This window comes from Streptococcus sp. 27098_8_69 (assembly GCF_041432445.1).
Taxonomy (GTDB): domain Bacteria; phylum Bacillota; class Bacilli; order Lactobacillales; family Streptococcaceae; genus Streptococcus.
Window position 1 is genome coordinate 1 of record NZ_JAPVZO010000007.1, and the last position, 25,931, is coordinate 25,931.

The following is a 25,931-nucleotide window of genomic DNA, read 5'->3' on the forward strand; positions in this document are numbered from 1 at the left end:
ATTCTCCTAGCCTTCTTTTAATTTATTATAGATAACGTTCTGCGATAGCTGCATCTCCAGGGTAGTCTTCCTTCTTGCCTTGGACGATTTGGTAGCAATCAGCTCCTTTACCAGCGATAATCACAGCGTCCAGTTCTTGACTTGTAACAGACATAGCAGCCTTGATAGCTTGCTCACGGTCGGCAATCTTTTCAACAGGATGGCTGATGTAACTACTGATTTCATCCGCAATAGCCATTGGATCTTCATAGTTTGGATCATCAGCTGTTAGAAAGACTTGAATTTCAGGATGTTGATCGAGGAGAAGTCCAAAGTCCTTACGACGGCTTTCTCCTTTGTTTCCAGTTGAACCAAGTACTAAAGCAATTTTTCCAGTTTGATGAGTTTCAACAACAGAGATAAGTTTTTTAAGACTGTCACCATTGTGGGCGTAGTCGATGAAAACTTTTGCACCATTTTTCTGAGTGAGAACTTCCATACGACCAGGTACGCGAGTAGTCGCAATCCCTTTTTTGATGGCTTCAAGACTAGCACCTAAACGAAGGCAAGCAAGTCCAGCAGCGACTGCATTTTCTTGGTTGAAGTGCCCAATCAACTGAATATCATAGTCTCCAGCTAATTTACCAGTAGCTGAGAAGCTAAAGGCTTTGGAGTTCTCGATTTGGTTACTTGACTGGCTACCATAGAAGTCATGCTCTTGGTTCTCAACTTGCTCTTTTAAGACAGAGAAGTGGTCCATATCGCTATTGATGACAACTGCTCGGCTATTTTTCATCAAGAGACGCTTGTGATAAAAATAATCTTCAAAGGTTGGATGCTCAATAGGACCAATATGGTCAGGACTGATATTGAGGAAAACTCCTACATCGAAAGTGAGACCGTAGACTCGCTTAACCAAGTAGGCTTGACTAGATACTTCCATGATAAGATGGGTTCTTCCATTATCAACTGCCTGCGCCATCATCTCAAAGAGATCAATACTCTCAGGAGTAGTCAGGGCAGATTTAAAGAAAGTCTTGCCGTCCAAGGTCGTATTCATGGTTGATAACATAGCTGGACGATGTTGTTGATTTAAGATGTTGTAGGCGAAGTAAGCTGCTGTAGTTTTTCCTTTAGTACCAGTGAAAGCAAGTAATTTTAATTTTTCCTGCGGATTACCATAAAATTCCATGGCAAGCAAACTCATAGCCTTCTTAATATTGCTAACAACGATAACGGGAATACCTACTTCATAGTCCTGCTCAGCCACGTACCAACCAAGCCCTTGTGCGATAGCTGAAAATAGATATTCTTTTTTAAAGGCAGCTCCTTTTGCAAAAAATAGAGTATTTTCTTTGGTTGTGCGGCTATCGTAACTGATGCTGTCAAAAATAACATCACTGTAGTTGTAGTGGTAATGTCCTTGGTCGATGATCTCACGGAAGAGATCATCTTTCTTTAAAATATCTAATACGTTTTCAATCTTTATCATACTTTCTATTGTAAACCGAAAGTCTGAATTTTACAAGTAACAAGGAAAAGTTTATAATGGAAGATAAGGAACATTTCCGTTATTAAAATTAAATGAGGAAGTTATGTCTAACGAAAATAATCATCAGCAGGCCCAGATGTTACGCGGGACTGCCTGGCTAACGGCTAGTAACTTTATCAGTCGCCTGCTCGGGGCCATTTACATCATCCCTTGGTATATTTGGATGGGAACTTATGCCGCTAAGGCAAATGGACTTTTCACCATGGGCTACAATATCTACGCCTGGTTCTTGTTGATTTCAACAGCAGGTATCCCGGTGGCGGTCGCAAAGCAGGTCGCTAAATACAATACCATGCATGAGGAAGAGCATAGTTTTGCCCTGATTCGGAGTTTCCTAGGCTTTATGACAGGACTTGGTGTGGTCTTTGCTTTAATCTTGTATCTCTTTGCTCCGTGGTTAGCGGATCTTTCGGGTGTCGGTAAGGAACTCACCCCCATTATGCAGAGTCTAGCTTGGGCAGTCTTGATTTTCCCGTCTATGAGTGTTATCCGTGGATTTTTCCAAGGGATGAATAATCTTAAACCTTATGCTATGAGTCAAATTGCTGAGCAGGTTATCCGTGTTATTTGGATGCTCTTAGCAACCTTTATCATCATGAAGCTCGGTTCAAAAGATTATCTATCAGCAGTTACTCAATCTACTTTTGCTGCTTTTGTTGGAATGGTAGCTAGTTTTGCAGTCTTGCTTTATTTCTTTTATAAGGAAGGATTGCTCCAAAAAGTTTTTGAAACACGAGATAAGATTGATAGTAAGAGTCTTTTGGTTGATACGATTAAGGAAGCTATTCCTTTTATCTTGACTGGTTCGGCTATTCAGCTTTTCCAAATCTTGGACCAAAATACCTTTATCAATAGCATGAAGTGGTTTACCAACTATAGTAATGAAGACCTGGTAGTCATGTTTTCTTATTTCTCTGCCAATCCTAATAAAATCACCATGATATTGATTTCGGTAGGAGTTTCGATTGGTAGCGTTGGGCTACCTCTCTTGACAGAGAACTATGTCAAGGGGGATTTGCCAGCAGCTTCTCGTTTAGTGCAAGATAGTATTACCATGCTCTTCTTATTTCTACTACCTGCAACGGTTGGAGTAGTCATGGTAGGAGAACCACTCTATACAGTCTTTTACGGTAAACCAGATAGCTTGGCTATGGGTTTGTTTGTCTTTGCAGTCTTGCAGTCAACAATTCTTGGTTTGTACATGGTCTTGTCACCGATGCTTCAAGCTATGTTTCGTAATCGTAAAGCAGTCTTGTATTTTGTTTATGGCTCAATTGCTAAGATTGTTCTTCAATTACCATCAATTGCGATTTTCCATAGTTATGGTCCCCTCATTTCAACGACAATTGGTCTCATCATTCCAAATGTCTTGATGTACCGAGATATCTGTGAGGTGACAGGTGCACGTCGAAAGATTATTCTGAAGAGAACAATCTTAGTTACTATTTTGACTCTAGTCATGTTTATTCTGGTAGGCTTCTTACAATGGATTATTGGATTTGTCTTCCAACCATCAGGTCGTTTCTGGAGTTTCATTTACGTGCTTCTAATCGGAACAATCGGTGGTGGTCTCTACGGAGTCATGTGTCTCTATACTCGTCTCTTGGATAAGGTTATTGGACAGGCAAAAGCGGACCAGTTGCGAGAACGCTTGAAAATATCATAATAGTTTATAAATAAAATGAACAATTTGAACTTTCAACTCTAAAAAAGTTTAAATTGTTCATTTTTTATTTAAAAAAGAGAGAAAAAGATAAAAATTGTAGAAAAAAGATTAATTTATGTCTATAATCGCTTGACTAAAAAAAACAATAGCTGTATAATGATACAAATATTTAAATTTGGAGGTTCTGGAAATGAAAAAGTCTAAGGCAAAATATCTGACGCTGGCAGGCCTTGCCCTAAGTGCCGGTCTACTATTGGCGGCTTGTAGCAACTCAGCTAGTTCAACTAAAACATACAACTATGTCTATTCTAGCGATCCGTCTAGTTTGAACTATCTTGCAGAAAACCGTGCAACAACCAATGACATCGTTACCAATTTGGTAGATGGGTTGATGGAAAATGACCAATACGGTAACTACGTTCCATCCTTAGCAGAGGATTGGAGTGTTTCTCAGGACGGTTTGACATACACTTATAAACTTCGTAAAGATGCTAAGTGGTATACCTCTGAAGGTGAAGAATATGCTCCAGTAACTGCCCAAGATTTTGTAACTGGTTTGAAATATGCTGCTGATAAAAAATCCGAGGCTTTGTACCTGGTTCAAGATTCTGTAGCAGGTTTGGATGACTATATCAACGGGAAAACAACTGACTTTTCAACTGTCGGTGTTAAGGCGATTGACGACCAAACAGTTCAGTACACTTTGACACGACCAGAATCTTATTGGAATTCTAAAACAACATCAACCATTCTCTTCCCTGTCAATGCAGACTTCCTGAAATCAAAAGGGGATGATTTTGGTAAGGTAGACCCTTCTAGTATTTTGTACAATGGACCTTTCTTGATGAAATCCTTTGTTTCAAAATCTGTCATCGAATTCAAGAAAAATCCCAACTACTGGGATGAAAAAAATGTCTTTGTGGATGATGTGAAATTGGCCTATTATGATGGTAGTGACCAAGATGCACTAGCTCGTAACTTTGTAGAAGGAGTCTACAGCTACGCACGTCTCTATCCAAATAGCTCAAGCTTTGAAGGAATTAAAGAGAAGAACAAAGATAACATCATTTATAGTATGCAAACCGCAACTTCTTATTACTTGAACTTCAACTTGGACAGAAAATCTTATAACTTCACGTCTAAATCCTCAGATATCGAAAAGAAATCAACTCAAGAAGCAGTTCTGAATAAAAACTTCCGTCAAGCCTTCAACTATGCATACAACCGTACAGCCTATGGAGCTCAATCTCAAGGGGAAGACGGAGCAACGAAGATTATTCGTAACCTGGTTGTACCTCCAACATTTGTAAGTATCAACGGAAAAGACTTTGGCGATGTTGTTTCAGAAAAGATGGTCAACTATGGCCAAGAATGGCAAGGAATCAACTTTGCAGATGCACAAGACCCATACTACAATCCTGACAAGGCTAAGGCTAAGTTTGCAGAAGCTAAGAAAGAATTGGAAGCTAAGGGTGTGCAATTCCCAATCCACTTGGATGTATCAGTTGACCAATCAGCTAAAAAAGGTGTACTTGAAGCAAGCTCTTTGAAACAATCCATCGAATCTGTTCTAGGGGCTGAGAATGTGGTTATCGATATTCAACAATTATCAACAGACGACTATGATAATTCTAGCTACCTCGCTCAAACCGCAGCTCAAAAAGACTTTGATATCTATAATGGTGGTTGGAGTGCGGACTACTTGGATCCTTCAAGTTATCTTGATATCCTAAATGTTAATAATGGGGGTATGTTGCAAAACATTGGTCTAGAACCAGGTGAGGTAAATGACAAGGCTAAGGCAGTTGGACTCGATACTTACACTCAAATGTTAGAAGATGCTAACAAGGAGCAAGAACCAGCAAAACGTTATGAAAAATATGCTGAAGTTCAAGCTTGGCTCGTTGATAGCGCCCTTGCAATTCCAAACGTTTCTCTTGGTGGAACACCGACCTTGAGAAAGACAGTTCCATTCTCATCGCCATTCTCACAAGCAGGAAATAAGGGTGTCGAATCATACAAATATCTCAAGTTGCAAGATAAGACTGTAACGGCTGATGAGTATGAAAAAGCTAAAGAAAAATGGCTAAAAGAAAAAGAAGAATCTAATAAAAAAGCCCAAGAAGATTTTGCTAAACACGTTAAGTAATCAGTCTATTCAACAGGAAAAACGATAGTTTCTCAGGAAGCTATCGTTTTTGTATAGTTTGAAACTATAACTAGCTCTTGAAAACAAGAAAACGAAGGATCCAAAATAAGTGGTACAATAGTTACTATAGATTTGGAGGTAAAGTATGAGCAAATCATTTCATATCAACACAATTTTAGCCCAAGCAGGTATTAAGTCAGATAAAGCGACAGGTGCTTTGGTAACACCAATTCACTTTTCAACGACCTATCAGCATCCAGAATTTGGTCAATCAACTGGATTTGACTATACCCGCACCAAAAACCCAACTCGTAGCAAGGCAGAGGAAGTTTTAGCAGCTATTGAATCTGCCCACTATGCTCTAGCAACTAGTTCAGGTATGTCTGCGATTGTGTTGGCCTTTAGTGTCTTCCCAGTAGGAAGCAAGGTTTTGGCTGTCCGTGACCTTTACGGTGGTTCTTTCCGTTGGTTCAATCAAGTGGAACAGGAAGGTCGTTTCAACTTTACCTATGCGAACACAGAAGAAGAGCTAATTGCCGAGCTAGAAAAGGATGTGGATGTACTTTATATCGAAACACCAACCAACCCTTTGATGTTGGAATTTGATATTGAAAAATTGTCAACATTAGCTCATGCTAAAGGAGCGACAGTTGTCGTGGATAATACCTTCTATAGCCCGATTTACCAACGTCCAATTGAAGACGGGGCAGATATCGTCCTTCATTCAGCGACAAAATACCTTGCAGGACATAATGATGTTCTAGCTGGTGTAGTTGTGACAGATAGTGCTGATTTATACGAAAAACTCTTTTACAATCTCAACACGACAGGGGCTGTTTTGTCACCATTTGATAGTTATCAATTGATTCGTGGTCTTAAAACCTTGTCACTTCGTATGGAGCGCTCAACAGCTAATGCTCAAGAAATCGTAGCCTTTTTGGAACAATCACCTGCAGTTAAAGAAGTCCTGTATACAGGACGTGGGGGGATGATTTCCTTTAAAGTAGCTGATGAGAAGCGTATTCCTCATATCTTAAATACTTTGCAAGTATTCTCTTTTGCTGAAAGTCTGGGTGGTGTAGAAAGCCTGATTACTTACCCAACCACTCAAACCCATGCTGACATTCCTGCAGAGGTTCGTCATTCTTATGGTCTAACAGACGATCTCTTGCGCTTGTCTATTGGTATTGAGGATGCAAGGGACTTGATTGAAGATTTAAGACAGGCCTTGGAAGGATAAAACTATGGGAAAATATGATTTTACGACCTTGCCCAATCGTTTTGGACATCATACCTATAAGTGGAAAGAAGCAGAGACTGACCGTCAAGTATTGCCTGCCTGGATTGCTGATATGGACTTTGAGGTGTTACCTGAGATTCGTCAGACAGTCCATGACTATGCAGAGCAATTAGTCTATGGCTATACCTATGCTAGTGATGGTTTGATTGAAGCCGTTCAAGACTGGGAAGAAAAACACCATGGCTATCGCTTTGATAAGGATGCTCTAGTCTTTATCGAAGGGGTAGTACCAGCTATTTCAACAGCCATTCAAGCCTTTACCAAGGAAGGCCAAGCAGTGCTCATTAACACACCAGTATATCCTCCTTTTGCTCGCAGTATTAAGCTCAATAATCGTAGACTAATCACCAACTCTCTAGTAGAAAAAGACGGACTTTTTGAGATTGACTTTGATCAATTAGAGAAAGACTTTGTTGAAGAGGATGTGAAACTTTACGTTCTCTGCAACCCTCATAATCCTGGTGGACGTGTTTGGGAGAAGGAAGTCTTAGAGAAGATTGGACAACTTTGTCAAAAACATGGAGTTTTGTTGGTGTCTGATGAGATTCACCAAGATTTGGCCTTGTTTGGGAACAAGCACCAGTCATTCAATACGGTAAATGAAGATTTTAAAGAATTTTCACTGATTTTAAGCAGCGCTACCAAGACCTTCAACATTGCTGGAACAAAGAATTCCTATGCTATCATCGAGAATCCTAAGTTAAGAGTTGCTTTCCAAAAGCGCCAGCTGGCTAATAATCAACATGAAATCTCAGGGTTGGGATATTTGGCAACAGAAGCAGCCTATCGCTCTGGTGAAGATTGGTTAACAGAACTCAAAGAACTGATTGAGAAACACATCAATTATGTAGTTGATTTGTTTGGGAAAGAAACTAAAATTAAGGTCATGAAACCTCAAGGGACCTATCTCATTTGGCTTGATTTTTCAGCCTACGATATTAGTGATGAAGAATTAAGAAGCCTTTTAAGAGACGAAGCCAAGGTTATCCTGAACAGAGGCTTGGACTTTGGTGAAGAAGGAGCCCTCCACGCTCGCTTAAATGTAGCTATGCCGACATCTGTCTTGGAAGAAGTTTGCCAACGAATCATTGCTACTTTCGCTAAATTTTAAGAAGCTAGCCTTTTAGGAGAAAAGTACTCCTAGAAGGCTATTTTCATAGGAAGAAATGTGGTATAATTAAGAGATAAAGTAAAGGGGAAAATATGGCTAAATTGATTCCTGGGAAACTTCGAATGGAGGGAGCTCAACTCTACGAAACTAGTCAGATTGAAATTATCAAAGAGAAAGACCATCGTCTCTATGCGCGTGTAGCAGATGAAGAAATTCGCTATAGCCTGGATGATGATTTGGTTTTTTGTGCTTGTGATTTTTTCCAAAAAAGAGGGTTCTGTGTGCATTTGGCAGCACTAGAGCATTACCTGAAAAATGATCACATTGGTCAGGAACTCTTGGGAAATCTGGAAAATGTGCACGAACAGAAAGAAGAAGTTGAAACTCAGGTTACTTTTGGAGGAAAGTTTTTAGAATCCATTCAAATTCCTAGTCTTTCTGAAATCTATCAGTTGTCTGCTCAGGGACAGCTTGAAGCAGGGACTAATCGCATTATTTGGACTTTGAGAGTCGGTCTTATCCAGACGCAGAAATTTTATGTAATCCGAGATATTCCTCTTTTTCTGAAGGTTTTAGAAACTAGTAAACCCTACATGATTGGAAAGTTATATGAAACTTCCTTGAATATTCGTCAGTTTGATGAAAGTAGCCAATTTGTTCTGAATTTCCTTCAGGGAATTGTAGAAGATGAGGTTGAAAATGCCCTCTTTTTCCAAAATCAAGGTCGTCATCTCTATTTCCCGCTGTCTTTTTTTGAGCAGGGTGTTAGTCTGCTGATGGGCTTAGATGAATTCCAATTTGACCATCAGATTTCAAGCTATCCTTATCTTGTATTTCAAGATTTTGATGGCCAAGCAGGTTTGTTTACCTTTCAAATTGAAGAAAAGTCCAACTATTATGAGATGGAAATTTTTCAACAGGTAGGGCTTAATTCGTTTTATAAGGGACAAGTCTTGTTTACTAAAGGTACATTTTATCTTCTGTCTAAAGAACAAGCTAGACTTATAGAAAAATTAAAAAAAGTATCTATCGATAAAAGCGGTAGAAAGATTTTACAATTTGATACCAGTGATCGAGATCTTCTAGCTTCGACCTTGTCGCAGTTTAAAGACATAGGAGAGGTAAAAGCTCCTGATACGCTTCAAATTCAGACTTTCCGTCCTTCGTTCTACATGGAAGGAGAAGAGGACGGTTCTATCCGTTTGGATATGCAGTTTCAGTATGAAACTTGCTTAGTAACGAATCGCAATGAACTAGAGAGTCTTCCTTTTGCTAGTGATATTCAACTGGAGAAGCAAATCTTTCAGTTGGCTCTATCTGCTGGATTTGAAGCAGATTTTCGTTCATGGCGTCAAAGTTTGAAAGCTGATGCAGTTCATGCCTTCTTTCAGGAAGTTTTGCCATCCTTTGAAGCGCTTGGAGAATTAAGGATTTCTGAGAGCTTGCAAGACCTTTATCAGGTTCAGAAGCCTCAAGTTCACATCTCATCCAAGGGAAGCCTATTAGAAATTCAATTTGATTTTCAAAATATAGATCAAGAAGAAATCGATCGAGCGATGAAAGCTCTAGTTGAGAAGCAGGATTATTATATCAGCTCTTCGAATCAGGTTTACTATTTCGATGATCAGACCAAGCGTATCCGTCAGGATTTAGAAGAATTAGGGATAGAGGACCTACAAGATGGAGCTTTTCGAGCTCGTAAATCCCTAGCTTATACCCTATCTCATCTATTTAAGAATCAGGATCAAATTTCTTTCACCGAAGAATTTCGCAATCTGGCCCATGATTTGACGCATCCAGAAGATTTTCCGATGAAAGAGCTGAATATCCAAGCAGAACTTAGAGACTATCAGAAAAAGGGAATTCAGTGGCTTCAAATGCTTTACCATTATGGCTTTGGTGGGATTTTAGCAGATGATATGGGACTTGGGAAGACCTTGCAAACTATCGCCTTTTTAAGTAGTCAGGTTCAAGCAGATACTAGTGTCCTAATTCTTGCTCCGTCTGGCTTAATCTATAACTGGGCTGATGAATTTCAAAAGTTTGCTCCAGATTTGGATGTCGTGGTCGTGCATGGCTTAAAATCTCATCGAGAGTCAATTTTGGCAGAAAATCATCAGATTTATGTGACAAGCTATGCTACTTTCCGTCAAGATAGTGAAATTTATCGAGACCTATCTTTTGATTTTCTTTTTCTAGATGAAGCTCAAGTCATGAAAAATGCACAAACGAAGATTGCTCAAAGTTTGCGACGATTTGTGGTTCCATCTGTCTTTGCACTATCAGGAACACCGATTGAAAACCATCTGGGAGAACTATGGTCGATTTTTCAGATTGTCTTACCAGGTCTCTTACCTGCTAAGAAGGAGTTTATGAAACTATCAACTGAGAGAGTGGCTCAATTTATCAAACCCTTTGTCATGAGACGTAAGAAAGAAGAGGTTTTGACAGAGTTGCCTGACTTGATTGAAGTTGTCTATAAGAATGAACTGGAGGATCAACAAAAAGCTATTTATCTTGCTCAACTGCAACAGATGCAGGAACGTTTGGGACAGGTAAGCGATTCGGAATTTCAACGAAATCGCGTCGAAATTTTGACTGGACTCATGCGTCTGCGTCAGATTTGTGATACGCCTGCGCTCTTTATGGAGGACTACCAAGGAGAGAGCGGGAAACTGGATAGTTTACGAGATTTGCTGGTTCAGATTGCTGAAGGTGGACACCGTGTACTTATCTTCTCACAATTTAGAGGTATGCTGGATCGGATTGAGCAAGAGCTGCCTGACTTAGGCTTGACTTCCTTTAAAATTACGGGCTCAACTCCTTCTCAAGAACGTCAGGAAATGACCAAGGCTTTTAACCAAGGAGAGCGCGATGTATTCTTGATTTCTCTAAAAGCTGGTGGGGTAGGACTCAATCTCACTGGTGCGGATACGGTCATTCTAGTAGACTTATGGTGGAATCCTGCAGTTGAATCTCAGGCTATCGGTCGAGCCCATCGTATGGGACAAGAGCAGGCTGTTGAAGTTTATCGCCTTGTGACTCGAGGTACAATTGAAGAAAAGATTCAAGAATTACAAGAGAAAAAGAAAAATCTTGTTTCTGAAATCTTGGATGGAACAGAGTCTCGAGGAAGTCTGAGTCTAGCTGAAATACGAGAAATTTTAGGGATTTCATGAGCCTATACTTGAAAAATCAAGACATTACGCTATAATGGAGTATTGAAAGGAAATAAATATGACACAAAAACGATTTCCAATAGTGGCAGATGATGAAGTCATGTTGACAGAAATGCCAGTTATGAATCTCTACGATGAGTCTGATTTCATCAGTAATATCAAAGGTGATTATCAAGATAAAAACTACTTAGAATGGTCTCCAATCACTGAAGAAAAAAAGCAAGAGAAAGCCAAGCCTCTTGTAAAACCGATTGAGAAAAAAGAAAAATCCTATGCTGAATTAGCGCGTGAAGAAGCTCGTGCGGATTTGAAAAAGAAGCGCTCGGCTCGATATTTGACTCAGGATGTAAGTCATACGAGACGTCAAACGAAAACAAGCCAGGTGCGTCCAGCAAATCAACCGACAGCACCTTTTCAAAAGGAAAATCCAGGAGAATTTGCGAAATATAGTCAGAAGTTAGGTCAATCTCACTATATTTTGGCAGAAACCGTTTTTCAAGTGGAACATCCAATTTCAGATGGTGAAACAAGTCATTCCAAGAAAAACAATTATGACTTTTTAAAGAAAAGCCAAATTTATAACAAAAAAAGTAAACAAAAAGAACAAGAACGTCAAGTGGCCCAAGAGCTTAACTTGACTAGAATGAGCGAATAGAGGGGAAGAAAATGGCAAAAACCTATCATTTTATTGGAATCAAAGGGTCAGGTATGAGTGCCTTGGCTTTGATGTTGCATCAAATGGGGCATAAAGTTCAAGGTTCTGACGTTGAAAAGTACTACTTTACACAACGTGGACTAGAGCAAGCAGGGATTACAATTTTACCGTTTGATGAAAAAAATCTTCAAGGAGATTTAGAAATTATCGCTGGTAATGCCTTCCGCCCAGATAACAACGTTGAAATTGCTTATGCTGACAAAAATGGTATCAGCTATAAACGTTATCATGAGTTTCTTGGTAGCTTTATGCGTGACTTTATCAGTATGGGAGTTGCTGGTGCACACGGTAAGACTTCAACAACTGGGATGCTTTCTCACGTCTTGTCACACATCACTGATACAAGCTACTTGATCGGAGATGGTACAGGTCGTGGTTCTGAAAATGCCAAGTATTTTGTCTTTGAATCAGACGAGTATGAACGCCATTTCATGCCATATCACCCAGAGTACTCTATCATCACTAACATCGATTTTGACCACCCTGACTATTTCACAAGCTTGGAAGATGTCTTCAACGCCTTCAATGATTATGCCAAACAAATTACTAAAGGCTTGTTCGTTTACGGTGAAGATGCTGAGTTGCGTAAGATTACAGCAAATGCCCCAATCTATTATTACGGTTTTGAAACAGAAGGTAATGACTTTGTAGCAAGTGACTTGCTTCGTTCTACAACAGGTTCAACCTTTACCGTTCACTTCCGTGGTCAAGAGTTGGGCCAATTCCATATTCCAACTTTCGGTCGCCACAATATCATGAATGCCACAGCAGTAATTGGTTTGCTTTATACTGCTGGCTTTGATTTGAATTTAGTGCGTGAACACTTGAAGACTTTTGGTGGAGTGAAACGTCGCTTTACAGAAAAGATTGTCAATGACACTGTTATCATCGATGATTTTGCTCACCATCCAACTGAAATCGTAGCGACTCTTGATGCTGCACGTCAAAAATACCCAAGCAAGGAAATCGTGGCTATCTTCCAACCGCATACTTTTACTCGTACAATCGCCTTGTTGGATGATTTTGCCCAATCCTTGAATCAGGCTGATGCAGTTTACCTCGCACAAATCTACGGTTCAGCTCGTGAGGTGGACCATGGTGATGTCAAGGTAGAAGACCTTGCCAATAAAATCAACAAGAAACATCAAGTTATCACTGTTGAAAATGTTTCTCCACTCCTTGATCATGACAATGCTGTCTATGTTTTCATGGGAGCTGGCGATATCCAAACTTATGAATATTCATTCGAACGTCTCTTGTCTAATTTGACAAGCAATGTTCAGTAAGGAAGATCATGGAATTTCCAATTAAAATCAGGGAAGCACAGCAATCAGATATAAATCAGATTTGCTTGATACAAGAAAGTATTTCAAACTCCCTAGAAATATTGAATAGAGAAATAATAGAAGAACGTATCCGCAACCATGCGGGTACGTTTCTCTTAGCTAGCCTGGATGATCAAGGGATTGCCTATATCACTGCGACGACACCTCCTATTCCCTCTTTAAGACAATGGATGCTTGAGATCGGAGATGAGGAATTCATTAGTGAGAACGCAATCATCCTTGAAGATTTAGCTGTTCATCCAGATTACCAAGGGCAAGGCTTTGGAACCTTGTTGCTAGCAGCTTTGAAGGAAGTTACCCGTCAGCAAAATAGACCAGGTATTTATTTGCTTTGTGAGGATGAGTTGCTGGCCTACTTTGAAATGAATGGATTTGTGGAACAAGGGATCGTAGATGGAGAAAGGAGCAGTGAAGTTGCCTTTCTCATGCGATGGCAGAATCCCTATTATCAGGAGGAACTATGATTATTAGACAAGCTAGATTGACAGATTTAGATCGTATCTTTGAAATTGAACTAGAAAATTTTTCAATTGAAGAAGCCATTCCTCGTCCTGTTTTTGAAGCTCATCTGAAGGAAATCAAGACCAGTTTTTTAGTGGCTGAAAAAGAGGGGGAAATACTAGGCTATATTGAGGGACCAGTAGTTCCTCATCGACATTTACAAGACCAGTCCTTTACAGAAGACATTAAAGATTACAGCCGTCAAAAAGGTGGCTATATCTCTGTGACTTGTCTATCCATTGCTAAGAAAGCTCAAGCGTTAGGTGTCGGACGAAAATTATTGACCGCTTTAAAAGATCTCGCTCTTGAGCATGAGCGTGAGGGAATCAATCTGACTTGCCATGACTATCTCATTGGCTATTATGAGAAACATGGTTTTGTGAATGAAGGAAAATCCAAGTCGACTTTTGCTGGTGAAGAATGGTATGATATGGTCTGGGAAAACACGAATTAGGCATCAGAAAGGCATCTATGGTTGCTTTTCTTTAGTTTTTGAGATATAATATTATGGATTATCAACAAGGAGGTAATACCTTTGAGCGAAAATTCTCGAGAAGAAGAAAAGTTAAGTTTTAAAGAACAAATTTTACGAGATTTAGAAAGATTGAAAAGAGAAGAAGAGGTTAACGCTACCGAGAGTGGTAAGGATGAGCTTTTCTCTGATTTCAGTAATCTTTCAAAGACAGATGAATTAGTGAAAGAGCCGTCTGTAGAAGATTTGATGGAAGATTCAGTTTCACTAGTGGATGAACTATTTGCTAATGCTCCAACAGTTCCACCACGTCCATCTTTATCATCAGAAGAACCTGTTGAACCAGCTGTAGTTCCAGAAAAAGTTACACCTGCAGAACCAGCTGTGGCTCCAGAAAAAGTTACACCTGCAGAACCAGCTGTAGTTCCAGCAGAAGTTACACCTGCAGAACCAGCTGTAGTTCCAGCAGAAGTTACACCTACAGAATCCGCAGTAGCTACAGAACCAGTAGTACCTACTGTAGATCGAGTTGAATCTCATGTACCTGCTCAGCCGGTTCAAGAAGAGAAAGAGTTCAATGCTAATTCGACAAGGATTCCAGTTTCTTATCGTACGAATCAGACCAAACCAAGTCCTGCTCGAAAGAATATTAAACCTCAACCGAAACCAACAGTTCTTGCAAAAGAAACTCCAAGTCAAGAACCAGTTGCTCCAGTTGAAACTAGAACTGAACTTCCTAGAAGAAGTCGTAAAGAATCAGTGAAACCAATCAAGAAAAAGAAAAAATCACGCTTGAAAGGATTTTTCGTAACAGTATTTGTTTTATTGATTTTACTAGGTGTGGGTGGATTCTTTGGTTACCGTTATGTCGAATCTGCACTCCAACCGGTTGATGCTAATTCAAAACAGTATGTTACGGTTCAGATTCCAGAAGGGGCCAATCTTCAGCAAATTGGTGATACCTTAGAAAAATCTGAATTGGTAAAACACGGTTTTATCTTTAGCCTTTATGCTAAGTATAAAGACTACAATGATTTGAAATCTGGTTACTATAATTTGCAAAAGAGCATGAGTACAGATGATATCATCAAAGAATTGCAAAAGGGTGGAACGCCTCAACCTCAAGAAGTTGCACTTGCAAATCTTACAATCCCTGAAGGATATACCCTTGATCAAATCGCACAAACAGTTGGTCAGCTTCAAGGAGACTTTAAAGAACCTTTGACTGCGGATGCCTTCTTGGCAAAAGTGCAAGATGAAACCTTCATCTCTCAATTAGTTGCTAAGTACCCAACCCTTCTCGGAAGTCTACCAACTAAAGAAAGTGGTGTTCGTTATCGTTTAGAAGGGTACCTATTCCCAGCAACTTATGCTATCAAAGAAAGCACAACTATTGAAAGCTTGATTGATGAAATGGTGGCAACTATGGACAAAAACTTGTCAGCACATTACACTGCAATCAAAGAAAAGAACTTGACAGTGAATGAACTCCTCACCATCGCATCACTTGTGGAAAAAGAAGGATTGAAAACTGACGATCGCAAACTGATCGCTGGAGTCTTCTATAATCGTTTGAACCTTGGTATGCCACTTCAAAGTAACATTGCTATTCTCTATGCAGAAGGTAAGCTAGGACAAAATATTAGCTTGGCAGATGATGCAGCAATTGATACAACAATCAATTCACCGTATAATGATTATACGAACCTTGGCTTAATGCCTGGCCCAGTAGACAGTCCAAGTCTGGATGCAATTGAAGCAAGTATCAATCAAACTAAGAGCGACTATCTCTACTTTGTAGCCAACGTACAAGATGGTAAGGTTTACTTTGCAACGACACGAGAAGAACATGATAGAAACGTTGCAGAGCATGTCAACAGTAAACTGACACAATCAAGCAGTTCAAACTAACTCTTAGAACAAGATTTGCTATTAAATCCGTGAGTGTAGAAGAGAAACTCTCTTTTTACGGGAATAGCAAGTCACACCAGTCTTTCCGCTATGATTAGAAACGCCTGAAATTCACAAGTTTTAGGCGTTCGGAAATTACGAAAGTAAAAACTTACCTCTTATTTGAACCTGAGTCTAGAAGTGATAGAATCATTAGGTTTAGGCACAGATTTTAAAAGGTCGATACTGACTAAAATCATTCAAGGAAAGCTTTAAAAAGACTTTGTCTTCATTGTAAAATTATGTGGTTTACCACATAATTTTGCTTTACTACCTAAAGAAATTTAAATTTAATCAAAAGAAAGTTGAGAAAAATGGCAGAAAAAACATATCCAATGACCCTTGAAGAAAAGGAAAAACTCGAAAAAGAATTAGAAGAGTTGAAACTAGTTCGTCGTCCAGAAGTTGTAGAACGCATCAAGATTGCGCGTTCATACGGTGACTTGTCAGAAAATAGTGAGTATGAAGCAGCTAAGGACGAGCAAGCCTTCGTTGAAGGACAAATCTCTAGCTTGGAAACAAAAATCCGTTATGCTGAGATTGTCAATAGCGATGCGGTTGCTCAAGATGAAGTTGCTATCGGGAAAACAGTAACTATCCAAGAAATTGGTGAAGACGACGAAGAAGTATATATCATCGTGGGATCAGCGGGTGCAGATGCCTTTGCAGGTAAAGTATCAAATGAAAGCCCAATTGGGCAAGCCTTGATTGGTAAGAAAACAGGTGATACTGCTACGATTGAAACACCTGTAGGAAGCTATGATGTTAAAATCTTAAAAGTAGAAAAAACAGTTTAATAGGAATGAAAAGAAGGAGTAGATATAGGGAAAGCGCTTCCTATCACTCCTTTTCTTAATTCTAAAAACTAGAGGAGACTATATGAATTCAGAAAATAAGCACAAAAAGAAAAATAAAATGGAACGTGGGTTAACCAATCGCCATGTTCAGGTTATGGCGATTGCAGGAACAATTGGAACAGGACTGTTTCTAGGAGCTGGACGTTCTATTAGTTTGACAGGTCCGTCAATCGTCTTGGTCTATATGATTACGGGTGGTTTTATGTATCTTATGATGCGTGCTATCGGGGAAATGTTGTACCAAGATCCGGAGCAACATACCTTTATCAACTTTATTACCCGTTATCTAGGTCAGGGTTGGGGTTACTTCTCAGTCTGGTCTTACTGGCTCTCAGTAGTCTTTATCGGTATGGCTGAGATTACAGCTATTGCTCACTATGTTCAGTTTTGGTTTCCATCCTGGCCATCTTGGTTGATTCAGGTTGTATTTCTGACAATACTCGGCTTGGTGAACTTGATTGCCGTTAAAATCTTTGGTGAAGTAGAATTTTGGTTTGCTATGATTAAAATTGTGGCCATTCTTGCCATGATTGCAACAGGTGTTTTTCTAGTTTTGACTGGCTTTGAAACACCTTATGGTTCAGCAAGCCTTGCCAATATCAGTGATCATTTCTCCCTTTTCCCAAATGGAGCTATGAACTTTGTCATGGCCTTCCAGATGGTTTTCTTTGCATACTTGATGATTGAATTTATCGGTGTTACCACATCTGAAACCAAGGATCCTCGAAAAGTATTGCCTAAGGCTGTTAAGGAAATTCCTTTGCGAATTATCTTTTTCTACGGTGGAGCTCTCTTAGCCATCATGTCTATTATTCCTTGGCGTGAACTTTCTGCAGCAGATTCACCATTTGTGACAGTGTTTGAACTTGTTGGTCTTAAGTGGGCGGCAGCCTTGATTAACTTTGTAGTTTTGACTTCAGCAGCGTCAGCCTTGAATTCAACCCTTTACTCAACAGGTCGTCACTTATACCAAATTGCCCATGATTCACCAAATCGTTTCTTGAAAGCTATTAAGGCAGACACACTCTCACGTCACAACGTTCCTCAGAATGCAATCATTGCTTCTGCCGTCTTGATTGGTTTTGCAGCCTTCATCAATGTACTTCCTGGCGTATCAGATGCCTTTGCTTTGATTACAGCTTCTTCATCAGGTGTTTATATCGCGATCTACATCTTGATCATGGTAGCCCATCTCAAGTATCGCAAGTCTAAAGACTTTATGGCAAATGGCTATCTCATGCCTCAATACCGCTTGCTAAATCCTCTGACCATGCTCTTCTTTATCTTTGTATTTGGAACACTCTTCTTACAAGAATCAACCTTTATGGGAGCAGTTGGCTCAGCTATCTGGATTGTCGTCTTTGGAATCTATAGTCAGTGGAGATTTAAAAAATAAAGAAGTTGCTCATCAACCGAGGTTGGTGAGTTTTTTTAAGTTTGACAGTTCTTCAAAATAGGAATATAATCAAGGCGTAAGTGTCTTTGAGGAGGTTTTGATGCACATTAGATTGGAGAATACAGAGTCTCAGAAAGCACAGGAGATAGGGAATTTGATTCGCTCCTATAATCGTTCTAAAAGAGAAACTGCTGAAAGTGAGCCACTAAACCTTTATGTCGAAGATGAACATGGTCAACTCCTGGCTGGTTTAGTAGCAGAGACTTTTGGAAATTGGTTAGAAATCGAGTATTTGTTTGTGAAAGAGGAATTCAGAGGACAAGGAATCGGCTCCCAACTATTGCAACAAGCAGAAAGTGAAGCTAAGAAGAAAAACTGTCGATACGCTTTTGTCAATACTTATCAGTTTCAAGCGCCAACCTTTTATCAGAAGTATGGCTACAAGGAAGTTTTTACTATGAAAGACTATCCCTATACTGGACAAAGGCACTATTATCAAAAAGAGTTGTAAACGGAAAATGAACGATTAAAGAGAGTGGCACATCATAATGGAGGCGGGTTAATGGATATCATACTAGATATGGGAAATGTTTTATTAGAATGGAATCAGGATAAGATTTTGAAAGCTGTAGCTAAAACTCAGAAAGATTATCTAATTTTAGACAAGGCTATTTTTCAGTCGGGGCTCTGGGAAAGATTGGACCTGGGGACCTTGACTCGAGAAGAATTGGTTGATAAGGTTCTTTCTATGATAGGGGATTGCTATCAGAAAAAGGTTGAAGAAGTCATTTGGAATTGGCCAGCCTATATCGATATTTACATGGAAGTCTTTCCGCTGCTTGCACGTTTAAAGGAAAAAGGTCATCGTATTTTTGTTTTGTCAAATACATCACCAGTTTTTTATGAATTATTGAAAGACCAACTATCTCCTTTAAATGGAATCTTAGATGGTTTCGTCCTTTCCTGTGATATCAAGGTCATCAAACCTGATCGAAAAATGTTTGAAGAAATCCTCCATAAATATCAGTTGGACCCAGCAAATTGTGTCTTTCTTGATGATATAGCAGACAACACTAAGATGGCTGAAAGTTTAGGAATCAGAGCCTATCAAGTCAAACAGAGAAGTGACGTTGTAGATATTTTGAAAAAATTTGAATAAGCAGAAAACTCTCTATCATTTAGCTGGTAGAGAGTTTTTTGTTAGAAAAATCGCACAAAATGACAGATATATATTGCATAATGTAAAATATATGATATAATGAACTTAGAAAGAAGCGCAACTTTTAAAATTAAGGAGGAGGTAAGAAGTGGCTAAGAATTTAAAATTAAAACTCGCTCGAGTTGAGCTTGATATGACACAGGGTGACCTGGCAGAAGCTGTGGGTGTCACTAGGCAGACTATCGGCTTGATAGAAGCTGGGAAATATAATCCTAGTCTCTCCCTTTGCCAGTCCATTTGCAGATGCTTAGGTAAAACTTTAGATCAATTATTTTGGGAGGAAGAAGATGAAAAATAGATTATTTTATTATCAATTACTAGACGAAAGAGAAGAACAACTGATGAATAAAGCGGGGGCTGAAAGTTTCTATATCTGTATCGCTTTGTCGCTCCTATCTTATATCATTGCAGTATTAGCACCAAGTCTTTTTAATCCGAGAATGATTCTTATCATTATCATTATTGGAACTTTTTACTTTTTCGGCCGTGCTCGAGATTTGGGTGTGACCTATTATAGTCGTTTTCATTTTACGATTTTGGGATGCTTATTAGTGACTCTTGCAATTACAGCCATCTTGATGCTCCAGAACTACCAGTTCAATATAGAAATTTATCAGCATAATCCATTGAATTTTAAATATCTGTCTGCTTGGATCCTTACTTATCTTCTTTATCTTCCGTGGGTTTTTATTGGAAACCTTACTTTAAGAAACTTTGGTGAATGGGCCCAGAAAAAATATGAGAAAGATATGGATGAGCTTGAGAGTATGGAATAGCTTGTTAGCTTTTTCTCCATCTTGGTAAAATGTGTTATAATAGTACTAATTTATGAGAAAAGAAGAAACATTTTCATCTTTTTACAAATAAGGAAGAAGGACAGTATATGTACCCAGATGACAGTTTAACATTGCACACAGATTTGTATCAGATTAACATGATGCAGGTTTACTTCGACCAAGGAATTCATAACAAGAAAGCAGTTTTTGAAGTTTATTTCCGCCAACAACCGTTTAAAAATGGTTATGCTGTTTTTGCAGGTTTGGAACGAATTGTGAACTACCTTGAAAACTTGCGTTTCTCAGATAGCGATATAGCTTATTTGGAATCACTTGGTTATCATGGTGCCTTCTTGGAATATCTCCGTAATCTCAAGTTGGAATTGACTGTACGTTCTGCCAAGGAAGGTGATCTGGTCTTTGCCAATGAACCGATCGTTCAAGTGGAGGGACCTTTGGCGCAGTGTCAGTTGGTTGAAACAGCACTTTTAAATATCGTCAACTTTCAAACCTTGATTGCGACCAAGGCTGCTCGTATTCGTTCAGTCATTGAAGATGAACCTTTGATGGAGTTTGGTACACGTCGTGCGCAAGAGATGGATGCAGCTATCTGGGGAACTCGTGCCGCTGTCATTGGTGGTGCAAATGGTACCAGTAACGTTCGAGCTGGGAAGCTCTTTGGGATTCCTGTTCTAGGGACTCATGCTCACGCCTTGGTACAAGTCTATGGCAATGATTATCAGGCTTTCAAGGCTTATGCCTCAACTCACAAAAACTGTGTATTCCTAGTGGATACCTATGATACTCTTCGTATCGGTGTTCCAGCAGCGATTCAGGTTGCGCGTGAACTTGGTGACAAGATTAATTTCCTTGGTGTCCGTATTGACTCTGGAGATATCGCCTATATTTCTAAAAAAGTTCGTCAACAACTGGACGAGGCAGGATTTACTGATGCTAAGATTTATGCATCAAATGACCTTGATGAAAATACCATCCTTAACCTCAAGATGCAAAAAGCTAAGATTGATGTCTGGGGTGTAGGAACTAAGCTCATCACAGCCTATGACCAACCAGCACTTGGAGCAGTTTACAAGGTTGTTGCCATCGAAGACGAGAATGGTCAGATGCGCAATACTATCAAACTTTCAAACAATGCAGAGAAGGTTTCAACACCAGGTAAGAAACAAGTTTGGCGCATCACCAGTCGTGAAAAAGGCAAGTCAGAAGGTGACTACATTACCTATGATGGTGTAGATGTTGCTAGTATGACTGAAATTAAGATGTTCCATCCAACCTATACTTACATCAAGAAAACTGTCCGTAATTTTGATGCTGTTCCTCTCTTGGTAGACATTTTCAAGGAAGGTAAGCTAGTCTATGATTTACCAAGTTTACCTGAAATTCAAGCCTATGCTCGTAAGGAATTTGACAAGCTCTGGGACGAATACAAGCGTGTTCTGAACCCACAACATTACCCTGTCGATTTGGCTCGTGATGTATGGCAAGATAAGATGGACTTGATTGATAAGATGCGTAAGGAAGCTCTAGGTGAAGGAGAAGAAGAATGAGTTTGCAAGAGACCATTATCCAAGAACTGGGAGTTAAACCAGTGATTGATGCCCAAGAAGAAATCCGTCGTTCGATTGACTTTTTAAAACGATATTTAAAGAAGCATTCCTTCTTAAAAACTTTTGTATTGGGCATTTCTGGAGGTCAAGACTCGACTTTGGCAGGACGCTTGGCTCAATTAGCCATGGAAGAAATGCGAGCAGAAACAGGTGATGATAGTTATAAATTTATCGCAGTTCGTTTGCCTTATGGAGTGCAAGCTGATGAAGCAGATGCTCAAAAAGCCCTAGCTTTTATCCAGCCTGATGTTAGCCTAGTAGTGAATATCAAGGAGTCTGCTGATGCAATGACAGCAGCAGTGGAAGCAACAGGCAGTCCTGTTTCCGATTTTAACAAGGGAAATATCAAGGCTCGTAGTCGTATGATTGCCCAATATGCCCTTGCGGGTGCCCATAGCGGAGCTGTTATCGGGACTGACCATGCTGCGGAAAATATCACAGGTTTCTTTACTAAGTTTGGTGACGGTGGTGCAGATATTCTCCCGCTTTATCGCCTCAATAAACGCCAAGGAAAACAACTCTTGAAGGAACTTGAAGCTGATCCAGCCCTCTATGAAAAAATTCCAACAGCAGATTTGGAAGAAGAAAAACCAGGTATTGCAGACGAAGTAGCCTTGGGAGTCACTTACAATGAAATTGATGATTATCTCGAAGGTAAACAAGTAAGCCCAGAAGCCCAAGCAACTATTGAAAAATGGTGGTACAAAGGCCAACATAAACGCCACCTACCAATCACAGTGTTTGATAAGTTTTGGGAGTAAAAAAGTCCGGGGGACTTTTTTAGCCCGAGCCTGAAAATACAAAAGCGAAGAAGGTCCGGAGGACCTTTTTCGCTTTATAACTTGAAATGTGAGAAAAAGCTGAAACCCCTTGATATAGCCGTTTTTTGTCTCTTAATGATGAATTTTAAGAACTTTTTAGGAACTTTGTAAATTCTCAATGGCTTTTTCATAAAAGGAAGTCGCCTTTTTCTTATTGTCTTTGGATAGGTGGCTATAGATGTCCATAGTCATTGAAATTTTAGAATGACCTAGCCGTGTTTGGATTTCTTTGTATGGTAGGCCAGCATTAAGCAATAGACTAGCGTGGGTGTGTCGAAAAGCGTGGAAACTTAAACGAGGACATCCAGCCAGTTTTAAATGCTTTTCTAGTCTGAATCTGAGCGCTCCAGCTTCTCTATAATTGTCAAAGGTATCAGAGAACACTTTTTCAAAAGTCATCCCTATTTCCCTGCCTATTTGGGATTGTCTTGCTTTATAGAGCCGAAGCATGAGTACCGTTTTGGTATCCAGTGCTATTTCTCTAATGCTACTTTTACTTTTAGGGCTAGTGATTTCCTTGAGGGTGTTTAAAGTCTTGGTAACTGAAATGCTACCGTTTTGTAGGTCAATATCAGACCATTTCAATGCTAAACACTCACGAATACGCAAACCAGTCGCTAGAAGTGTCTTATATAATACCGTATCAGAGAAATTTTTGTAAGTGTTTGGCAACTGATCCAGATAATCTAAGAATTTTTTCAAATTGTCGTCATCCAGATATTTCAGTTTTTGCCCTTCTTTGGGTTTGCGCCGTGGGACGATGATATCACTAGCTGGATTTGAAGCAATGACTTGCAAGGAAACGGCATAGGATAATATGCGTTTATTTAGGGCATGGAGTTGGTTATATTGCTGATAACCTTTTCCTAGTTGATTGTAATCTATTGCCCACTGGTTTACCTGGTGCTGAATGACTGGGGGCGTCAGTTTATCCAGTTTGTAGTCTCCAAAGGCTGGTAGGAGATACTTTTTTATGTTGTTTTTTGCCCCTATAAGGGTGCTATGTTTGACTGTATGGCAATAATTTTCTAGCCAGAGTTCCGTCAATTCCTGATAGGTGGTAACATTAACGGCTTTTGTAATTGTTGAGCCGTTTTTTTCAAACTCTACCTTGGCTTGGATAGCCTTGTTTTTGAGTCTATTCTTAGTTCTGTCTGAAATAGTTGTCTTGACTTTCTTACCCGTTACGGTATCGATGCCAAGATAAACGCTGGAACGGTAAACTACTGATCCATCTTTCTTTTTGTACTCTGTAATCTTCATGGTTTTACTCCTTTTCCATCAGCAGGCAAGCAATTAGAAAAGATTTTGAGTTTATACCATGCGAGGGGCTACGAGAACCCCCTTATTTTCGATTTTAAGCAGTCGGACGGCAAATTGTACCAGAATAGGAAACAAGGTGTATATGGGGCTAATATGAGGTTTGAAAAAGCCTCAGTATTTCAAGAGTTTTATTTAGAAAATAAAAAGGAAGTAACAACTAAGCTACTTCCCTGGAGCGCTGAGGCTCAAAGTTTAAAAATATGAGGGTAAACCTCTAAGTAACTTAATTATAGATTAAAGTCTAATAGATGTCAATCAGCAGGCAAGCAATTAGAAATGGTTTCATTGATTGAACCTCAAAATAATGCACAAAAGGAGCTTCGTTAAAAGCCCCTTTTGGTAGGTCGCTACTGCAACCATTCATTAAGATTAAATAAATTATAATCCATTTGGAGCTATATGTAAACAAATTAGCGAATAAGTTCGTCTTTTTTCGTCCTAAAACTGTCCCTTCCGTGTTGTTTCGTAGTCTAGTGATTCTCCTCTCTATTTGTCAATTTTGCCGTTTTTTGAGCCTTAGTCTGTAAAATCGGCTTTCTATTCTTCAATTTCCCCTGTTTTTGCACAATAGGCCTTAGAAATAGGAGCGCTATTGGCGAATATGGGGGAGTTTTTTATTTTAAGTTATGTTTACTCGAATATAAAAAGAAAAGTAGCCGTATCAAATACGGCTACTATCACGTTATGGATCTAAAATCCAAATGTAAACTTTATGGAGCTAAACTCCTAATAGCTGTATTGTAATATAATTATTAAAAAATGTCAAGAGATTAGAAAAGGTATAATTCTTTTAACTTTTCGTTAATTTTGTCCAATGTGTTATCAGATACTTTCATTTTTCCGATTGGATCTAATCTATTTTTCTTTAAAATTCTATCTTTGCTGATTGTTTGAAGGTTATTACACTTGGCATAAGAACGCTTAATGTATTTTTTGTAGTATTGAGTTAATTCAATAACGTCATTTATTTCTGATTGTGTCCGTTTAAGGTTATCATCGTCTATTATCTTAGGTTGAATTATTTCGTTTGAAAATTGTTCTGTATAAGCTTGGTAGACATCCGATAAGGCAGCTTCAGTAATTGCATTATTGGAATCCAAATATTTTAGGTAGGCAAATAATTCTTTGTGTAATTTTTCAATATATTCATCAAGCAAAATAGAAGGATATTCCGCAATGACTTCGTCTATGAGTACAGTATCTATTTGATTTTTAGATGTTAGAGGAATTACTGTAAGTGTTTTTTTATAGGGACTATCTACTTTGTCTAAGACAATAGCCCAATGATTATTTGATAATTCTCCGCCTATATTTACACCGAACTCTACAAATACCAGAGAACCACGACTGAATTTCCAATATTTTCTTTTTTGAGTCTTGGCTTCAAATAAGAATTGTTCAGATTGTCTTTTAACTGCTGGTGCAAGAAATCTGTATTTAGAAGATGTATGCTTTGCTTTACCAAGTTTATAGAGTTTTTCAACTTCTATGTAGTTTTGTTTGGTTTGTTCAAAATATGGATTTTCTTTGTTCATTTTAATTCTCTCTATATATGCCCACGATTTCGCCGATGGTTTAGAAGATATTAGTCATCTCTATTTGTCAATTTTGCCGTTTTTTGCGCTTTAGTCTGTAAAATTGGCTTTCTATTTTTCACTTTCCCTTGTTTTTGCACAATAGACCTTAGAAATATGGGCACTATTGGCGAATATGGGGGATTTTTATAGAATCTTCTCAAAAACCATTGTGGCCTGGATACGGTCTCCACCACCCAGTCCTTTGCTTCCACCATTGGCGGTTGTGATGGTATGAAGTCGATAACCTTTTGAAGCTTGTTTATTGATAACATCTTCTAATTCTGTAAGGTTTCCTGATCCAGTGCCGAAAAACTTTTCTTTCAAAGTTACCTGAAGGACAACGTAGTGTAGTCCATTTACTCCAGACGCAGTGGAAAAACTTCCTTCTTGTTTTACAGTGTCAAAAAATCCCAT

The 25,931-nt window shown here is 39.1% G+C and carries 22 protein-coding genes; 18 read left to right on the forward strand and 4 right to left on the reverse strand.

Annotated features, from left to right (window positions below):
• Positions 1–25: 25 nt before the first annotated feature.
• On the reverse strand, positions 26–1,471 hold the full coding sequence (locus tag O3658_RS03565) for a UDP-N-acetylmuramoyl-L-alanyl-D-glutamate--L-lysine ligase (protein WP_371559358.1): 1,446 nt from the start codon (positions 1,469–1,471) through the stop codon (positions 26–28).
• Between the two features lie 103 nt (positions 1,472–1,574).
• Between O3658_RS03565 and O3658_RS03570 the strand changes: the two genes are divergently transcribed.
• From O3658_RS03570 to nadE, 18 genes are all read left to right on the forward strand, one after another.
• Entirely contained in the window at positions 1,575–3,197 is a 1,623-nt protein-coding gene (locus tag O3658_RS03570; protein WP_371559360.1) for an oligosaccharide flippase family protein, read from the forward strand.
• Positions 3,198–3,387: 190 nt separating this feature from the next.
• Positions 3,388–5,346: a peptide ABC transporter substrate-binding protein gene (locus tag O3658_RS03575; RefSeq protein ID WP_371559361.1), complete on the forward strand. Its 1,959-nt coding sequence runs from the start codon at positions 3,388–3,390 to the stop codon at positions 5,344–5,346.
• Positions 5,347–5,491: 145 nt separating this feature from the next.
• Positions 5,492–6,586, forward strand: a complete 1,095-nt coding sequence (locus O3658_RS03580) for a cystathionine gamma-synthase (RefSeq protein ID WP_371559362.1) — start codon at positions 5,492–5,494, stop codon at positions 6,584–6,586.
• A gap of 4 nt (positions 6,587–6,590) precedes the next feature.
• Positions 6,591–7,757, forward strand: a complete 1,167-nt coding sequence (locus tag O3658_RS03585) for a MalY/PatB family protein (RefSeq protein WP_371559363.1) — start codon at positions 6,591–6,593, stop codon at positions 7,755–7,757.
• Between the two features lie 92 nt (positions 7,758–7,849).
• On the forward strand, positions 7,850–10,936 hold the full coding sequence (locus tag O3658_RS03590; protein WP_371559365.1) for a DEAD/DEAH box helicase: 3,087 nt from the start codon (positions 7,850–7,852) through the stop codon (positions 10,934–10,936).
• A 58-nt stretch (positions 10,937–10,994) separates the two neighbouring features.
• Positions 10,995–11,591, forward strand: coding sequence for a cystathionine gamma-synthase (locus O3658_RS03595; RefSeq protein ID WP_371559368.1), 597 nt, complete (start codon positions 10,995–10,997; stop codon positions 11,589–11,591).
• Positions 11,592–11,602: 11 nt separating this feature from the next.
• Positions 11,603–12,937 (forward strand): UDP-N-acetylmuramate--L-alanine ligase, encoded by a 1,335-nt coding sequence (gene murC, locus O3658_RS03600; RefSeq protein WP_371559369.1) that lies wholly within the window; start codon positions 11,603–11,605, stop codon positions 12,935–12,937.
• An 8-nt stretch (positions 12,938–12,945) separates the two neighbouring features.
• The gene (locus O3658_RS03605; RefSeq protein WP_371559370.1) at positions 12,946–13,461 is read left to right on the forward strand and encodes a GNAT family N-acetyltransferase; all 516 of its coding nucleotides are present in this window, start codon (positions 12,946–12,948) and stop codon (positions 13,459–13,461) included.
• Entirely contained in the window at positions 13,458–13,952 is a 495-nt protein-coding gene (locus tag O3658_RS03610) for a GNAT family N-acetyltransferase (protein ID WP_371559372.1), read from the forward strand. The genes O3658_RS03605 and O3658_RS03610 overlap by 4 nt, the downstream gene beginning before the upstream one ends.
• A gap of 81 nt (positions 13,953–14,033) precedes the next feature.
• Positions 14,034–15,881 (forward strand): endolytic transglycosylase MltG, encoded by a 1,848-nt coding sequence (mltG, locus tag O3658_RS03615; RefSeq protein WP_371559373.1) that lies wholly within the window; start codon positions 14,034–14,036, stop codon positions 15,879–15,881.
• A 353-nt stretch (positions 15,882–16,234) separates the two neighbouring features.
• Entirely contained in the window at positions 16,235–16,717 is a 483-nt protein-coding gene (gene greA / locus O3658_RS03620; RefSeq protein WP_000818756.1) for a transcription elongation factor GreA, read from the forward strand.
• A gap of 82 nt (positions 16,718–16,799) precedes the next feature.
• Positions 16,800–18,173 (forward strand): amino acid permease, encoded by a 1,374-nt coding sequence (locus O3658_RS03625; protein ID WP_371559374.1) that lies wholly within the window; start codon positions 16,800–16,802, stop codon positions 18,171–18,173.
• 100 nt (positions 18,174–18,273) lie between these two features.
• Complete coding sequence (locus O3658_RS03630) at positions 18,274–18,684, forward strand: GNAT family N-acetyltransferase (RefSeq protein WP_371559376.1); 411 nt, start codon at positions 18,274–18,276, stop codon at positions 18,682–18,684.
• Between the two features lie 51 nt (positions 18,685–18,735).
• Positions 18,736–19,332 carry an HAD family hydrolase gene (locus O3658_RS03635; protein WP_371559377.1) on the forward strand — a complete coding sequence of 199 codons (597 nt, stop codon included), beginning with the start codon at positions 18,736–18,738 and terminating at the stop codon, positions 19,330–19,332.
• Between the two features lie 148 nt (positions 19,333–19,480).
• Entirely contained in the window at positions 19,481–19,690 is a 210-nt protein-coding gene (locus O3658_RS03640; RefSeq protein WP_001107501.1) for a helix-turn-helix transcriptional regulator, read from the forward strand.
• Positions 19,680–20,168, forward strand: a complete 489-nt coding sequence (locus O3658_RS03645) for a DUF6773 family protein (RefSeq protein ID WP_371559378.1) — start codon at positions 19,680–19,682, stop codon at positions 20,166–20,168. The genes O3658_RS03640 and O3658_RS03645 overlap by 11 nt, the downstream gene beginning before the upstream one ends.
• A gap of 107 nt (positions 20,169–20,275) precedes the next feature.
• Entirely contained in the window at positions 20,276–21,736 is a 1,461-nt protein-coding gene (locus O3658_RS03650) for a nicotinate phosphoribosyltransferase (protein ID WP_371559380.1), read from the forward strand.
• The gene (nadE, locus tag O3658_RS03655) at positions 21,733–22,557 is read left to right on the forward strand and encodes an ammonia-dependent NAD(+) synthetase (protein ID WP_371559381.1); all 825 of its coding nucleotides are present in this window, start codon (positions 21,733–21,735) and stop codon (positions 22,555–22,557) included. The genes O3658_RS03650 and nadE overlap by 4 nt, the downstream gene beginning before the upstream one ends.
• A gap of 156 nt (positions 22,558–22,713) precedes the next feature.
• On the opposite strand, the gene O3658_RS03660 is transcribed toward nadE, so the two are convergent.
• The 3 genes from O3658_RS03660 to O3658_RS03670 all read right to left on the reverse strand — a co-directional run bounded on the left by O3658_RS03660 (position 22,714) and on the right by O3658_RS03670 (position 25,931).
• A complete protein-coding gene (locus tag O3658_RS03660; RefSeq protein ID WP_371559382.1) occupies positions 22,714–23,880 on the reverse strand; it encodes a tyrosine-type recombinase/integrase in 1,167 nt (388 codons plus the stop codon).
• A gap of 830 nt (positions 23,881–24,710) precedes the next feature.
• Positions 24,711–25,475: a type II toxin-antitoxin system PemK/MazF family toxin gene (locus O3658_RS03665; protein WP_042900397.1), complete on the reverse strand. Its 765-nt coding sequence runs from the start codon at positions 25,473–25,475 to the stop codon at positions 24,711–24,713.
• 186 nt (positions 25,476–25,661) lie between these two features.
• The gene (locus O3658_RS03670) at positions 25,662–25,931 is read right to left on the reverse strand and encodes a DUF4177 domain-containing protein (RefSeq protein ID WP_000505375.1); all 270 of its coding nucleotides are present in this window, start codon (positions 25,929–25,931) and stop codon (positions 25,662–25,664) included.